Annotated in this window: 13 protein-coding genes; 8 read left to right on the top strand and 5 right to left on the bottom strand. The window is 73.4% G+C overall.

The window, feature by feature from the left end; genetic code table 11:
• Window positions 1-4: 4 nt before the first annotated feature.
• Entirely contained in the window at window positions 5-658 is a 654-nt protein-coding gene (locus tag LE181_RS00695; RefSeq protein WP_225658879.1) for a hypothetical protein, read from the top strand.
• A gap of 20 nt (window positions 659-678) precedes the next feature.
• On the opposite strand, the gene LE181_RS00690 is transcribed toward LE181_RS00695, so the two are convergent.
• On the bottom strand, window positions 679-981 hold the full coding sequence (locus tag LE181_RS00690) for a helix-turn-helix domain-containing protein (protein WP_225658976.1): 303 nt from the start codon (window positions 979-981) through the stop codon (window positions 679-681).
• Between the two features lie 44 nt (window positions 982-1,025).
• Entirely contained in the window at window positions 1,026-1,286 is a 261-nt protein-coding gene (locus LE181_RS00685) for a YkoF family thiamine-binding protein (RefSeq protein WP_225658878.1), read from the bottom strand.
• A gap of 100 nt (window positions 1,287-1,386) precedes the next feature.
• On the opposite strand from LE181_RS00685, the gene LE181_RS00680 reads away from it, so the two are divergent.
• The 4 genes from LE181_RS00680 to LE181_RS00665 all read left to right on the top strand — a co-directional run bounded on the left by LE181_RS00680 (window position 1,387) and on the right by LE181_RS00665 (window position 5,831).
• Window positions 1,387-2,223: a TIM barrel protein gene (locus tag LE181_RS00680; protein WP_225658877.1), complete on the top strand. Its 837-nt coding sequence runs from the start codon at window positions 1,387-1,389 to the stop codon at window positions 2,221-2,223.
• A gap of 112 nt (window positions 2,224-2,335) precedes the next feature.
• A complete protein-coding gene (locus LE181_RS00675; protein ID WP_225658876.1) occupies window positions 2,336-3,223 on the top strand; it encodes a 2-hydroxy-3-oxopropionate reductase in 888 nt (295 codons plus the stop codon).
• A gap of 17 nt (window positions 3,224-3,240) precedes the next feature.
• The gene (gene gcl, locus LE181_RS00670; protein ID WP_225658975.1) at window positions 3,241-4,944 is read left to right on the top strand and encodes a glyoxylate carboligase; all 1,704 of its coding nucleotides are present in this window, start codon (window positions 3,241-3,243) and stop codon (window positions 4,942-4,944) included.
• A 170-nt stretch (window positions 4,945-5,114) separates the two neighbouring features.
• Window positions 5,115-5,831: a hypothetical protein gene (locus LE181_RS00665; RefSeq protein ID WP_225658875.1), complete on the top strand. Its 717-nt coding sequence runs from the start codon at window positions 5,115-5,117 to the stop codon at window positions 5,829-5,831.
• Between the two features lie 217 nt (window positions 5,832-6,048).
• Here LE181_RS00665 and LE181_RS00660 read toward each other — a convergent pair whose 3' ends face one another.
• Together LE181_RS00660 and LE181_RS00655 are read right to left on the bottom strand one after the other, a co-directional pair.
• A complete protein-coding gene (locus LE181_RS00660; protein ID WP_308103040.1) occupies window positions 6,049-7,707 on the bottom strand; it encodes an AMP-binding protein in 1,659 nt (552 codons plus the stop codon).
• Window positions 7,704-9,398: an AMP-binding protein gene (locus tag LE181_RS00655; RefSeq protein WP_225658874.1), complete on the bottom strand. Its 1,695-nt coding sequence runs from the start codon at window positions 9,396-9,398 to the stop codon at window positions 7,704-7,706. Before LE181_RS00655 ends, LE181_RS00660 begins: the two co-directional genes overlap by 4 nt.
• Window positions 9,399-9,614: 216 nt before the next feature.
• Here LE181_RS00655 and LE181_RS00650 point away from each other — a divergent pair, with 216 nt between their 5' ends.
• The gene (locus LE181_RS00650; protein WP_308103039.1) at window positions 9,615-10,016 is read left to right on the top strand and encodes an SAV_915 family protein; all 402 of its coding nucleotides are present in this window, start codon (window positions 9,615-9,617) and stop codon (window positions 10,014-10,016) included.
• A 642-nt stretch (window positions 10,017-10,658) separates the two neighbouring features.
• A complete protein-coding gene (lysA, locus tag LE181_RS00645; protein ID WP_225658972.1) occupies window positions 10,659-12,017 on the top strand; it encodes a diaminopimelate decarboxylase in 1,359 nt (452 codons plus the stop codon).
• A 37-nt stretch (window positions 12,018-12,054) separates the two neighbouring features.
• On the opposite strand, the gene LE181_RS00640 is transcribed toward lysA, so the two are convergent.
• Window positions 12,055-12,534 (bottom strand): DUF1453 domain-containing protein, encoded by a 480-nt coding sequence (locus tag LE181_RS00640; RefSeq protein WP_225658873.1) that lies wholly within the window; start codon window positions 12,532-12,534, stop codon window positions 12,055-12,057.
• Window positions 12,535-12,600: 66 nt separating this feature from the next.
• Here LE181_RS00640 and LE181_RS00635 point away from each other — a divergent pair, with 66 nt between their 5' ends.
• Window positions 12,601-13,221, top strand: coding sequence for a TetR/AcrR family transcriptional regulator (locus LE181_RS00635; protein WP_225658872.1), 621 nt, complete (start codon window positions 12,601-12,603; stop codon window positions 13,219-13,221).
• Window positions 13,222-13,264 lie beyond the last annotated feature (43 nt).

Raw genomic sequence — 13,264 nt, 5'->3', positions numbered from 1 at the left:
CGTCGTGATCATCGTGGTGGTCATGATGCTCGGTCAGGGGGAGAGCGGCGGCCCGGCCAAGGACCCTGCCGAGGCACAGAAGCTGGCGAGCGACGTCGCGGCGACACCTGAGGACTGGGGGCCAGGCTTCACGAACACGGGCGAACAGGTGATCGGGCAGGAGGAGCAGATCGCCCAGGATTGCTCGGTGGTCACCAAGGCCAACCGGGCCGGCACAATTGTTGCCCTCCAACGTGACGCGGAAAACAAGGCTTCATCGTTCTCAGTGCGCTCTGAGGTCCGCGTATTCGAGAAGAAGTCCGCAGCAGAATCGTTGGTGAAGGAATCCGAAGACGGCAACCACCGATGCCCCAACCAGCGGTCGAGCGATGGCCAGACGCGTTGGGAACAGATCCGTGAAGGCTCCACGGACGGCCTGACCGGATTCGACGACGTCTTCGCGGAGGAAGGCATTGTGGTGACTGCCGATGACAGCGGCAGTGAAACGAAGATGAGGTACGTACTGACCATGGGAAACGTCGACGACGTGACTCTGAACGCTCAGGCATGGGCCCCCGGGAACACGGAAGCAGACGCACGGAACCTGACGAAGAAAGCCATGCAGGCGATGCAGAAGCGCCTGGCGGAGAAGCAGAACGCCCTTCCCCGCAAACGCTGATCCCATCCTCTGCCCCCACCTCACTCCCGGTTCAGGTAGTTGTAAACGGTGAACCGGCTCACCCCCAGCGCCGCCGCCACCGTTTCCACGCCGTGCCGCAGCGCGAACGCGCCGCGGGCCTCCAGGTTGCGGACCACCGACTGCTTGGTTCTGCGATCAAGTTGCGCCAGCGGCACCCCGTGCCGGCGTTCGAGGTCGGCGAGGATGCGTTCCAGGGAGTCGGCGAGGTGCGGGAGGCGTACGGCGGCGACCGGGCGGCCCTCCCAGGAGAGGACGACGTCGTCCCCCTCGGCCTGTTCCGGCGCGAGCAGCCGTCCGCCCATCGCGTCCACGAGCGGCAGGATCGCGGCCCGGAAGGCGTCCTCGGTCACGCGCCGGCCCCCGCCGCCCCGTCAACGACGTTGACCTGCAGCGACACCCGCGTCGCACCCGCCTCCAACGACGCGCGCACCAACGCGTCCAGAGCCGGAAGCACGACGTCCGCCCGGCCCTCGACGGTGTTGCCGAACGGCCCGACATCGACGGCGTCCAGCGCGGCGGTCCGGACGACGTCGCGGGCCGCCACGGCGTGCGGCGGCGGCTCGTCGAGGTCGAACGGTTCGGTCGTGAACTCCACTCTCAATCGCACGCGGTCAACGTACTGCGGCAGCAAGGGGCCTTGACAGAGGGGCGCGGGGCAGAGGACCGTTTCCTCGTATCGGAATCCATATTCCATATCGTGGAAGAGAGTGGAGTTTCCCGTGACGGCCCTCTCCGATCACCGATTCGATGTGAACCTCTCGCTCCTCTTCACGGAGTTGCCTCTGTTGAAGCGGCCCGCCGCGGCCGCCGCGGCCGGGTTCACGGCCGTGGAGCTGTGGTGGCCGTGGCCGGACGACCCCGTCCCGTCAGCCGCCGCACTCGCCGCACTCGCCGACGCGTTGACCGCGGCCGGGACACAGCTCGTGGGGCTCAACTTCTACGCCGGCCGCCTTCCCGGCCCCGACCGGGGCGCGCTGTCGGTGCCGGGCGCCGAGTCGGAGCGCTTCCGCGCCAACGTCGACGTCGCCGCCGGCTTCGCACGGTCCGTGGGCTGCCGGGCGCTCAACGCGCTGTACGGCAACCGCGTCGACGGGGTGCCGCCCGGCGTGCAGGACGCCCTCGCCCTGGAGAACCTCGCCCTGGCGGCGCGGGCCGCGGACCGGGCGGGAGCGGTGCTGCTGGTCGAACCCCTCAACGCGCGGGAATCGCCGCATTATCCGCTCGTGACGGCCGCCGACGCCGCGGCGGTCGTCGACAAGGTCGACGCCGCGACGGGGCTGGGCAACGCACGCCTGCTGCTGGACCTGTACCACCTCGCCATGAGCGGGGAGGACCTGGCGGCCGTCATCGACCGGTACGGCGCGGGCGCCGGCCACGTGCAGATCGCCGACGTGCCCGGGCGCGGGGCCCCGGGCACCGGCGGCCTCGACGTCGGCGCCCTGCTCGGCCGCCTCCGCGCGGCCGGCTACGACGGCTGGACCGGCCTCGAATACCGCCCCGCCGGCGCGAGCGCGGACAGCTTCGGCTGGCTGACCGGCCACTGACCGGCCGCCGAACGACCGCCGATCGCCCGCCGAACGACCGCCGACCGGCCACCGACCGCCCCGGAAGCCGTCCCCTCGGAAGCCCCCCTCGGCCCCCTCGGAAGGAGACACCGTGCCCCTCCCCCACGTCGCCTGGATAGGACTCGGCATCATGGGCTCGCCCATGGTGGAGAACCTGCTCAAGGCCGGTTACCCCGTCACGGGCTACACCCTCGAACCCCACAAGCTCGACCGCCTCGCCGCAGCGGGCGGCACCCCCGCCGCCTCCGTCCGCGAGGCGGTCGCCGACGCCGCCGTCGTCGTCACCATGCTCCCCGCCGACCCCGACGTCACCGCCGTGACCGGCGGCGACGACGGCGTCCTGGCCTGCGCCCGCCCCGGCACCCTGCTCATCGACATGTCGTCGGTCGGTCCGCGGACCGCGACCGGTCTGGCCGCCCGGGCCGCCGCCCACGGCGTGCGCGTCCTCGACGCCCCCGTCTCGGGCGGCGAGACCGGCGCCGTCGAGGGCACGCTGTCCGTCATGGCCGGCGGCGACCGGGCCGACTTCGACGAGGCCGCCCCCCTGCTGCGCACGCTCGGCACGACCGTCGTCCACTGCGGTCCGCACGGCGCCGGCCAGACCGTCAAGGCGGCCAACCAGCTGATCGTCGCGGCGAACATCCAGGCGTGCGCGGAGGCCGTCGTCTTCCTGGAGAAGTCCGGCGTCGACCTCGCCGCCGCACTGGACGTGCTCGGCGGCGGCCTCGCCGCCTCGGCCGTGCTCACCCGCAAGCGGCACAACCTCCTCGCCCGCGACTTCACCCCCGGCTTCCGGATCGACCTCCACCACAAGGACATGGGCATCGTCACCACCGCCGCCCGCGAGGTGGGCGCCGTGCTCCCGCTCGGCGATCTGGTCGCCACGCTCGTGGCCGCCGTCCGCGCCCAGGGCGACGGCGGGCTCGACCACGCCGCCCTCCTGCGGGGCGTGGAACGGCTCTCGGGCGTCGCCTCGTGAGCGGCACCGTGCCCGCCATGGAGGCGGCCGTCCACATCATGAAGGACGAGGGCGTCGACGTCGCCTTCGGCTGCCCCGGCGCCGCGATCCTGCCGCTCTACAAGGCCATGGAGAGCGTCGGCGGCATCGAGCACCTCACCGTCCGCCACGAGGAGGGCGCGGCCCACATGGCCGACGGCTGGGCCCGGACCAACGGCCGCGTCGGCGTCGCCCTCGCCACCTCCGGCCCCGGCGGCACCAACCTCGTCACCGGCCTGTACACCGCGTTCGCCGACTCGATCCCGATGGTCTGCGTCACCGGGCAGGCGGTCTCCACCAAGCTGCACCAGGAGGCGTTCCAGGCGGTCGACATCGTCGGGATCGTGCGCCCGGTCACCAAGTGGGCCGTGCAGGTCAAGGAGGCGGCCCAGATCCCCTGGATCTTCCGCGAGGCGTTCCGGACCGCGCGCGAGGGGCGGCCCGGGCCCGTGCTGATCGACATCCCGGTGGACGTCGCGCGCCGCGGGATCACGTACGACGCCACGATCGACGCCCGGCTTCCCGCCCGTACCGTCGCGCCCCACCCGCCGCGGGTGGAGGCCGCGCTGGACCTCCTCCTCGCGGCGGAACGGCCGCTCGTCCTGGCCGGCGGCGGGGTGATCCTCTCCGGGGCGGCAGCCGAGCTGCGGGCGCTGGTGGAGTACCTGCGCGTGCCCTTCCAGGTCACCCTCATGGGCAAGGGCGCCGTCGAGGACGACCACGAGCTGCACCTGGGCACGACCGGCGTCCAGACCTCGCAGCGGTACGCCAACGCCTCCTTCCTGGAGAGCGACTTCGTCCTGGCCGTGGGCGCCCGCTTCGGCGACCGGCACACGGGCGCCGACACCGCCGTCTACCGGGGTGGCCGCACGTTCGTGCACGTGGACGTGGAGCCCACCCAGCTCGGCAGGGTCGTCGAGCCGGACCTTGGCATCGTCTCCGACGCCCGGCTCTTCCTCGCCGCACTGCTGGAGGCGGCCCGGAAGCGCGCGGCCGGGCCGCTGCCGGGGATCACCGCCTGGCGGCGGCGCTGCGCGGAGCTGAAGCGGACGCTGACCCGCCGCGAGGACTTCGGCACCGTGCCCGTCAAGGCCCCGCGGGTCTACAAGGAGATCAACGAGGTCTTCGGCCCCGACACCTACTTCGTCACCGCCATCGGCCTGTACCAGATCTGGGGCGGCCAGCATCAGAAGGCGCATCTGCCCCGCCGCTACCAGGTGTGCGGGCAGGCCGGCCCGCTGGGCTGGGAGGTCCCGGCGGCGATCGGGGTGAAGAAGGCGCTGCAGGGCATGGGCCAGGGCGCGACGGAGGTGGTGGGCGTCGTCGGTGACTACGGCTTCCAGTACATGGTCGAGGAACTGGCCGTGGCGGCGCAGTACGACGTCCCGTTCGTGCTGATCATGCTGAACAACGAGTACCTGGGGCTCATCCGGCAGGCCCAGCTGCCGTACGGAATGAACTACCAGGTCGACGTGCATTATGACGAGACGGGCACGGACCACATCACGCTCATGCGCGCGTACGGCTGTTCGGGGCGTCGTGTCGTCGACCCCGCGGACATCCGGCCGGCGATCGAGTGGGCCCGTAAGGAGGCCGTCGCGACGTCCCGTCCCGTGCTGGTCGAGATCATGATCGAGCGGGAGGCGAACACGCCCCACGGACCGGACATCGACTCCGTACGGGAGTTCGAACCCCTTCCGTAGCTCCCGTCCCACAGACCCCGGATGGCGGCGCCCACACCGATACTGTCGCGCCCCGGGCGCCGCCGTCCGGCCCCCTCTCACTCCGCCTTGGCGTTTCGCTCCCCGGCCGCCCCCGCATCGTGGACGATGGGGTACCCCACACCCCTACGGACCCCTCGCTGGAGCCGAACATGGCCAAGAGCGTGCCGGTGCACTGCCCCACGTGCCACCGGGAACACTCCTTCACCCCGCCGACCTTCCCCTGCGCGTGCGGTGCCCCGCTCACCGTGCCCGTACTGCCGGACGCGGCACCCGAGTTACTGGCGCACCGCACCTGGCGCGACGCCTGGGTGGCGGTGCGCTGTCCGTCGTGCGACCGCCAGGGCCAGTGGCCGCGTCCCGAGTTCGGGTGCTCCTGCGGAACGGTCGTCCGGCTGCCCGTACCGCCGGCCTGCGGGGCCGGCCCGGCGCCCGAACGGCCGGACGACGTGAAGCCGAAGCACCGGGCGGTTTCGCGGCCGCCCTTCCGGCCGGTGACCATCCGCACCGAACGGGACGCGGTCATGGCCGCCGAGCGCTATCTGCGGTGGCTGGGCTTCACCGACGTGCGCCGTCCCGGGAACTGCCCCGCCCCCGCAGCGGCCGGGGTGGACCTGCGGGCCACCGGCCTGGTGGCCCGCGTCGATCCGACGACCCTGCCGACCGCCCTGCGCGACATCGAGTGCCTGTGGCTGCACGGCCTGCTCGACGCGGTCTCCTGCGCCTGCTTCTCCCTGGCGGGCTACGCGCACGACGCCCGCTGCAGGGCGGACGACCTGCGCCTTCCGCTGTTCGTGATGGATCTGGCCGGCACTCCGCAGGCGCTCAACGACTGGGCCGACGAGCTGGTGCGGCGCGGCCGGGGCTGATCCCGCGCGCCCCGCGAAGCTCAATTCTTGCTCTGAACTGCCTCCGGACGATGGCCAGTTGGCCCGGGCCGGACGGAGACTTGGCGCAGGGCCCGCGACACACGGGGGAACGCGGGTCCGTCCACGGGGGAACCACGGGGGATCGCACGGGGGTGGCGGGGCGGGCCGCAGGCGGCGGCCCGCCCCGCTCACGTCCGGCCGGCGGCCGGGCACACCCCTAGGACCGCACGCCGGCCCCGGGCGCGTCGCGCAGCATCGCCGCCGCCTCCTGCCGCAGCTCCACCTTCCGCACCTTGCCGCTGACGGTCATCGGGAACGCCTCCATCACCCGCAGGTGGCGCGGCACCTTGTAGTGCGCGAGCCGGCCCCGGCAGTAGTCGGCGAGCTCCTCCCGGCTGAGGGTCTCGTCGGGGTCGCGCAGGATGACGCAGGCCATGATCTCCTCGCCGTACTTCTCGTCGGGCACACCGACGACCTGCACGTCGGAGATCTTGGGATGGGCGTGGAGGAACTCCTCGATCTCGCGCGGGTAGACGTTCTCCCCACCCCGGATGATCATGTCCTTGATGCGGCCGACGATCCGGACGTAGCCCTCCTCGTCCATTTCGGCGAGGTCGCCGGTGTGCATCCAGCCCGCGGCGTCGACGGCCTCGGCGGTGCGCTCGGGCTCGTTCCAGTAGCCGAGCATCACCGAATAGCCGCGCGTGCACAGCTCCCCGGGCTCCCCCCGGCCCACCGTCGCGCCCCCGGCCGGGTCGACGATCTTCACCTCGATGTGCGGCAGCACCCTGCCGACCGTGCCGGTGCGGCGGTCGAGGCCGTCGTCGCGCCGGGTCTGGGTGGACACCGGGGAGGTCTCGGTCATCCCGTAACAGATGGCCACCTCGGCCATGTGCATCTCCGAGACCACCCGCTTCATCACCTCCGCCGGGCACGGCGAGCCCGCCATGATGCCGGTGCGCAGGGAGGAGAGGTCGTAGGTGGCGAAGTCCGGCAGGCCCAGTTCGGCGATGAACATGGTGGGGACGCCGTAGAGCGACGTGCAGCGTTCGCGCTCCACGGCGTGCAGGGTGGCGGTGGCGTCGAAGGAGGGGGCCGGGATGACGATGCACGCGCCGTGCGAGGTGGCGGCGAGGTTGCCCATGACCATGCCGAAGCAGTGGTAGAAGGGCACGGGCAGGGCGATGCGGTCGCGCTCGGTGTAGCCGAGGGTCTCTCCCACGAAGTAGCCGTTGTTGAGGATGTTGCGGTGGGAGAGGGTGGCGCCCTTGGCGAAGCCCGTGGTGCCGGAGGTGTACTGGATGTTCACCGGGTCGTCGCAGTGCAGCAGGGCCTCGCGCTCGGCCAGGAGCCGCGGATCGGCGGCCGCGCCCAGGGCGAGCAGGCCGTCCCAGCTCGCGTCGCCGATGTGGACGACGTCGCGCAGGTCCGGGCAGCCGGGGCGGGCCTCCTCGACCATGGCGCGGTAGTCGCTGGTCCGGTGGGCGAGCGAGGTGACGAGCACGCTGATGCCCGCCTGCTGCAGGACGTAGGCCAGCTCGTGCACCCGGTAGGCGGGGTTGACGTTGACCATGACGGCGCCGATGCGGGCGGTGGCGTACTGCACCATGACCCACTCGGGGCAGTTGACCGCCCAGATGCCGACCCGGTCGCCCTTGGCCACGCCCTTGGCGAGCAGCCCCAGCGCCACCTGCTCGACCACCCGCCCGAATTCCGCGTACGTCCACCGCCGGCCGCCCTGGACGTCCACGAGCGCCTCGTGGTCCGCGTACTGCCGGATCGTCCGGGCGAGGTTGCCGCCGATGGTGTCGTCGAGCAGCGGGATGTCGGTGGGGCCTGCCGCGTGGGCGGGGGACGGCGTGTTCACGGTGGTCACCGGTGGTCTTCCTCTCGGTACTCGGTCCCGCCGCCCTGTGCGGTGCGCTCGCGCAGCTCGATGCGGCGGATCTTGCCGGACACGGTCTTGGGCAGCTCCGCGAACTCCAGCCGGCGGACGCGCTTGTACGGGGCGAGCACGGCACGCGAGTGGGCGAAGAGGGCCTTGGCGGTGTCCGGGCCGGGCTCCCAGCCCGCGGCGAGGACGACGTACGCCTTGGGCACGGACAGCCGCACGGGGTCGGGGGCAGGCACGACGGCGGCCTCGGCGACGGCCTCGTGTTCGAGGAGGGCGCTCTCCAGCTCGAAGGGAGAGACCTTGTAGTCACTGGATTTGAAGACGTCGTCGCTCCGGCCCACGTAGGTGATGTACCCGTCGGCGTCGCGGGAACCGAGGTCGCCCGTGCGGTAATGGCCACCCGCCATGACCTCGGCGGTGCGCTCGGGGTCGCCCGCGTAGCCGGTCATCAGGCCGACGGGCCGCTCGGTGAGGTCGAGGGCGATCTCGCCCTCGTCGGCGGGCTCGCCGGTGTGCGGGTCGAGGAGGACGACGCGGAAGCCGGGGCTCGGGCGCCCCATGGAGCCCGTCTTGAGGGGCAGACCGGGCGGGTTGGCGACCTGCACGGACGTCTCCGTCTGCCCGAAGCCGTCGCGGATGGTGACGCCCCAGGAGCGCCGGACGGCCTCGATGACCTCGGGGTTGAGGGGCTCCCCCGCGGCCACCGCCTCACGCGGCGGGGTGCGCAGCGCGCCGAGGTCGGCCTGGATGAGCATGCGCCACACGGTCGGCGGGGCGCAGAAGCTCGTGACGCCGCAGCGGTCCATCTCGGCCATGAGGCGGGCGGGATCGAAGCGGCCGTAGTTGTGGACGAAGACGGTGGCCTCGGCGTTCCAGGGGGCGAAGAGGTTGGACCAGGCGTGCTTGGCCCAGCCGGGCGAGGAGATGTTGAGGTGGACGTCGCCGGGGCGCAGCCCGATCCAGTACATGGTCGACAAGTGACCGATGGGGTACGAGGTGTGGGTGTGCTCGACGAGCTTGGGGCGGGCGGTGGTGCCGGAGGTGAAGTACAGGAGCAGCGGGTCGTCGGCGCGGGTGACTCCGTCGGGGGTGAACTCCTCGTCCGCCGCGGTGGATTCCTCGTAGGCGAGCCAGCCGGGCCCGCCGCTGCCGCCGACCGCGATGCGGGTGTAGTCACCGGGCACGCCGGCGAACTTGCCGGTGTCCTCGGAGCGTACGATCACGTGCCGGGCCCGGCCGCGTCCGACGCGGTCGGCGAGGTCCGCGGGGCCGAGCAGCGGCGTGGCGGGGATGACGACGGCGCGCAGCTTCATGGCGGCCAGCGCGGTCTCCCAGAGCTCGGTCTGGTTGCCGAGCATGACGACGATGCGGTCGCCGGCCCGTACGCCCTGCCGGCGCAGCCAGTTGGCGACGCGGTCGGAGCGGCGGCGCAGCGCGTCGAAGGCGATGCGGGTCTCGCTGCCGTCCTCCTCCACGATCCACAGGGCGGTGCGGTCGTTGTCCCGGGCGATGGCGTCGAACCAGTCCAGCGCCCAGTTGAACGTCGTGGGCCGGGGCCAGGCGAAGCCCTCGTACGCCGCCGCGTAGTCGTCGCGGTGCCGGAGCAGGAAGTCCCGGGCCTCCCGGAACACATCGGCCGGGCCGGTGGTCCCGGCCTGATTCGTTGCCGTCACAAGTCCTCCCCGTTTCCCCTCGTTCTCGTGTCCTCCAACTATCCCAGGAGAGCGGGGCGCGGCCAGGGGTGACGGGGCCAGGCGGCGGCCGTCAACGAGCCGTCAAGGGACCGTCGGCGGGGGTCAACGTGCTGTCAAGGAGACGGTTGTCCGGGCCGGGGGCGGGCATAGCGTGGGCGACGCACCTCCCGACACCTCCCAAGGACCGTCATGCATGTGAGCCGAACCCCCGCCGAAGCGGCGGCCGTGGCCGCGGTCACCCACTCCGACCCCGCCAACAGCGCCGACGGCCATCCGGCCGACGACGGCGAACCTTCCCATCCGGACCCGGCGGAGCCGCTGTACGTGCCCGTACGGCCGTGCTCCTGCGGCTTCGCGCTGCGCGTCTACCGCACTCCGCTCGGCACACGTACGGCCGTCGCCTTCACCTCCCGGCGGCGGCTGTCCGACTGTCTGGGCCCGGGCGTCCCGTCGGTCCGTCTCGCCCTGCCGGCCGTCCGGGCCCTGGCCGAGCCGCTGGGGGTGACGCTGGTCCGCGTCGACCCACAGCTCAGCGCGGCGCCCGTGCGGCCCTTCCCGGAGGACACGACGCCACTGCAGCCGACACTCCCCGGCTGACGCCCCGTTCACCCACCCCGCCTCCGACCGGTTTCCCGTGCACCCGTGCCCGCGCGGGCACCGTCCGGCCCGTCCCCCCGCCCGGCCTCCCGCCGGCTTCCGCGTGCCCGAGCCCGCCCGGGCACCATCCCGCCCGTTCGACCGCCCCGCCCCCCCCGCCGCCTTCCACGTGCCCGAGCCCGCCCAGGCACCGTCCCGCCCGTTCGACCGCCCCGACCCCGACCGGCTTCCACGTGCCCGAGCCCGCCCGGGCACCGACCCGCCGCCGACCAGTTTCCACGTGCCCGAGCCCGCCCAGGCACCGTCCCGCCCGTTCGACCGCCCCGACCCCGACCGGCTTCCACGTGCCCGAGCCCGCCCGGGCACCGACCGGCCCGTTCGACCGCCCCGACCCCGACCGGCTTCCACGTGCCCGAGCCCGCCCGGGCACCGACCCGCCGCCGACCAGTTTCCACGTGCCCGAGCCCGCCCAGGCACCGTCCCGCCCGTTCGACCGCCCCGACCCCGACCGGCTTCCGCGTGCCCGAGTCCGCCCGGGCACCGACCGGCCCGTTCGACCGCCCCGCCTCCGACCAGTTTCCGCGCGCCCGGGCCCGCCCGGGCGCCGACCGACCCGTTGCCGCGCGCGCGGGCCCGTTCCCGATGGAGATACCCGTGACCCTTCCCCTCGCCCCGGCCGGCCTCCCGCCCCTGCCCGAGGAGCCCTCGCACGCGTCCGTGTGGCCGGCCTCGGCGTGCCCGGTGCCCGCGGGCGACCTGGCCGTCGGGGGCGTCTCCCTCGCGGAGCTGGCCGACCGCTTCGGCACCCCCTGCTACGTCCTCGACGAGGGCGAGGTCCGGGCCAGGGCCCGGGCCTGGCGGGCCGCCCTTCCGGGCGCCGACGTCGCGTACGCCGGCAAGGCGTTCCTGTCCCGCGCGTTGATCCGCTGGATCGGGGAGGAGGGCCTGTCGCTGGACGTCTGCTCCGCCGGCGAGCTCGAACTCGCCGCGCACGCCGGCTTCCCGGCCGAGCGCATCGTCCTGCACGGCAACGCCAAGAGCCCCGACGACCTGCGCACGGCGCTGCGCCTGGGCGTGGGCCGGATCGTCATCGACAGCACCGGCGAGATAGCCCGGCTGGCGGCGCTGGTGCCGCCGGGTGCACGGCAGCGGGTGCTGGTGCGCGTGGTGCCGGGGGTGGAGGCGGGCGCGCACGCGGCGGTGCGCACCGGCGTCGAGGGGCAGAAGTTCGGGCTGCCGGTGGCGGGCGGCGAGGCGGAGGGCGCGGTGGCCCGCATCCTGGGCCAGCCCCGCCTCGAACTCGTGGGCCTGCACTGCCACCTCGGTTCCCAGATCGCCTCCGTGGATCCGTACGTCACCGCCGTGCGCCGCATGGTGGCGCTGCTCGCCCGGCTCCGCGACATGCACGGGGTGACGTTCCCGGAGCTCGGCATGGGCGGCGGCTTCGCCATCGCCTACCGCGACGGCGGGGCGGCCCTGGACCCGGTGGCGTACGCGGCCCGGGTCACGGGCGAGCTGTCCTTGCGGTGCGCCCACGCCGACCTGCCGGTGCCCCGGCTCACGGTCGAGCCCGGGCGCTGGATCGTGGGGCCGGCCGGCATCGCGCTGTACCGGGTGCTCGCGGTGAAGTCGACGGGGAGCCGGGTCTTCGTGGCCGTCGACGGCGGCATGAGCGACAACCCGCGCCCCGCGCTGTACGGCGTGCGCTACACGGTGCGGCTCGTGGGGCGCGCCTCGGCGGCGCCGGCGCGGCCGGTGACCGTGGTGGGCCGCCACTGCGAGGCGGGGGACGTGCTGGCGGAGGACGTGGCGCTGCCGGGCGACGTCCGTCCCGGCGACGTCCTGGCGGTCCCCGCGTCGGGGGCGTACCAGGTGTCGATGGCGTCGGCGTACAACCTCGTGGGCCGGCCGCCGGTGGCGGCCGTCGCGGACGGCCGGGCGCGACTGCTGATCCGCCGGGAGACGCCGGCGGACCTGCGCAGCCGGGACGTGGGGGAGTGACGGGGGCCCCGTCGGCGGCCCCCGCGCCCCCGGCCGGTCAGGCGCGGCGCCGTTCCGGCGCGAACGGCACGCCGCTGGCGAGGCCCCGGGCGCCGATCACCAGCGCCTCGCCGAGGAAGCCCACGCCGATGGACAGCTGGGTGGGCCGCGCCTGCTCGTGCATGCCCATCCGGACCGCCAGCAGGCCGAACCCGGCCATGACGGCCGCCGACACCACGAGGACGAGGAAGGTGCGGCCGGTGTAGCGCTGCCACAGCACGCCCTGCTTCTCGAAGACCTGGACGGTCGTGCCCCGCAGGGCCCCCAGGGCGATGCCGAGCACCACTCCCCCGCCCGCCCAGGCGATGTCGGCGCCGGTGAGGTGCTCCGCCTTGTACAGGGCCCAGACGCCGAGGCCGCTGAGGACGACGGGAGGGCCGAACAGGTCACGTGCGTTGAGCGGTTCGCCGATCAGCCGCTTGATGACGACGACGATGACCACCGCCGTGATGAGACCGGCCAGCAGCCAGACGTTCATACCGCCCCCTTTTATTAGCTCAACCGTGCCAAATCAATGTAGCCCGGCCGTGCTATAAACGGCAACATGCCGAAGATCGTCGACCGTGAGGCACGCCGCCGGGCGGTGGCCGACGCGGTGTTCCGCATCGTGGCCCGCGACGGCCTGGAGCACGCGTCCCTGCGCAACATCGCCGATGAGGCGGGACTCGTCGTGGGCTCGGTGCGGCACTACTTCACCGGGCACGGCGACATGCTGATCTTCGCGATGGATGAGCTGGCCGGCCGCATCGACGGACGCGTCCGCGGCCACGCCGCCCGGCTGCTGGGCGCCGCTTCCGACGCCGGGGAACGGCGGGCGGCCACCGAGGAGCTGCTGGCCGAGTTCCTGCCACTGGACGACGTGCGCCACGAGGAGGCCGTGCTGTGGCTGGCCTTCACCACCGCCGCCCGGACCCGGCCCGAGCTGCGCCCACGGGCGGACGAGCTGCAGCAGGGCATGCACGAGCTGCTCACCCGCATCCTGACCGAGGCCCGCCGGGCCGGCGCCCTGGCCGAGGGGCTGGAGGTCGACACCGAGGCACTGCGACTGTCGGCGCTGCTCGACGGCCTGGCCCTGCAGGCGGTCCTGTGGCCGGACACCGTGACCCCGGAGGCGATGCGCCGGGTGCTGCGGCAGCACCTGACGTCCCTCACGGGACGCGGCTGAGGCACCACGGGACCACCCCGAGGGGCCTGCGCCGGTACGGATG

It is taken from the genome of Streptomyces sichuanensis, assembly GCF_020328095.1.
GTDB classification, from domain to species: Bacteria; Actinomycetota; Actinomycetes; order Streptomycetales; family Streptomycetaceae; genus Streptomyces; species Streptomyces cinnamoneus.
Note: the sequence above shows the minus strand (reverse complement) of the source record. Positions and strands in the feature narration are given on the sequence as shown.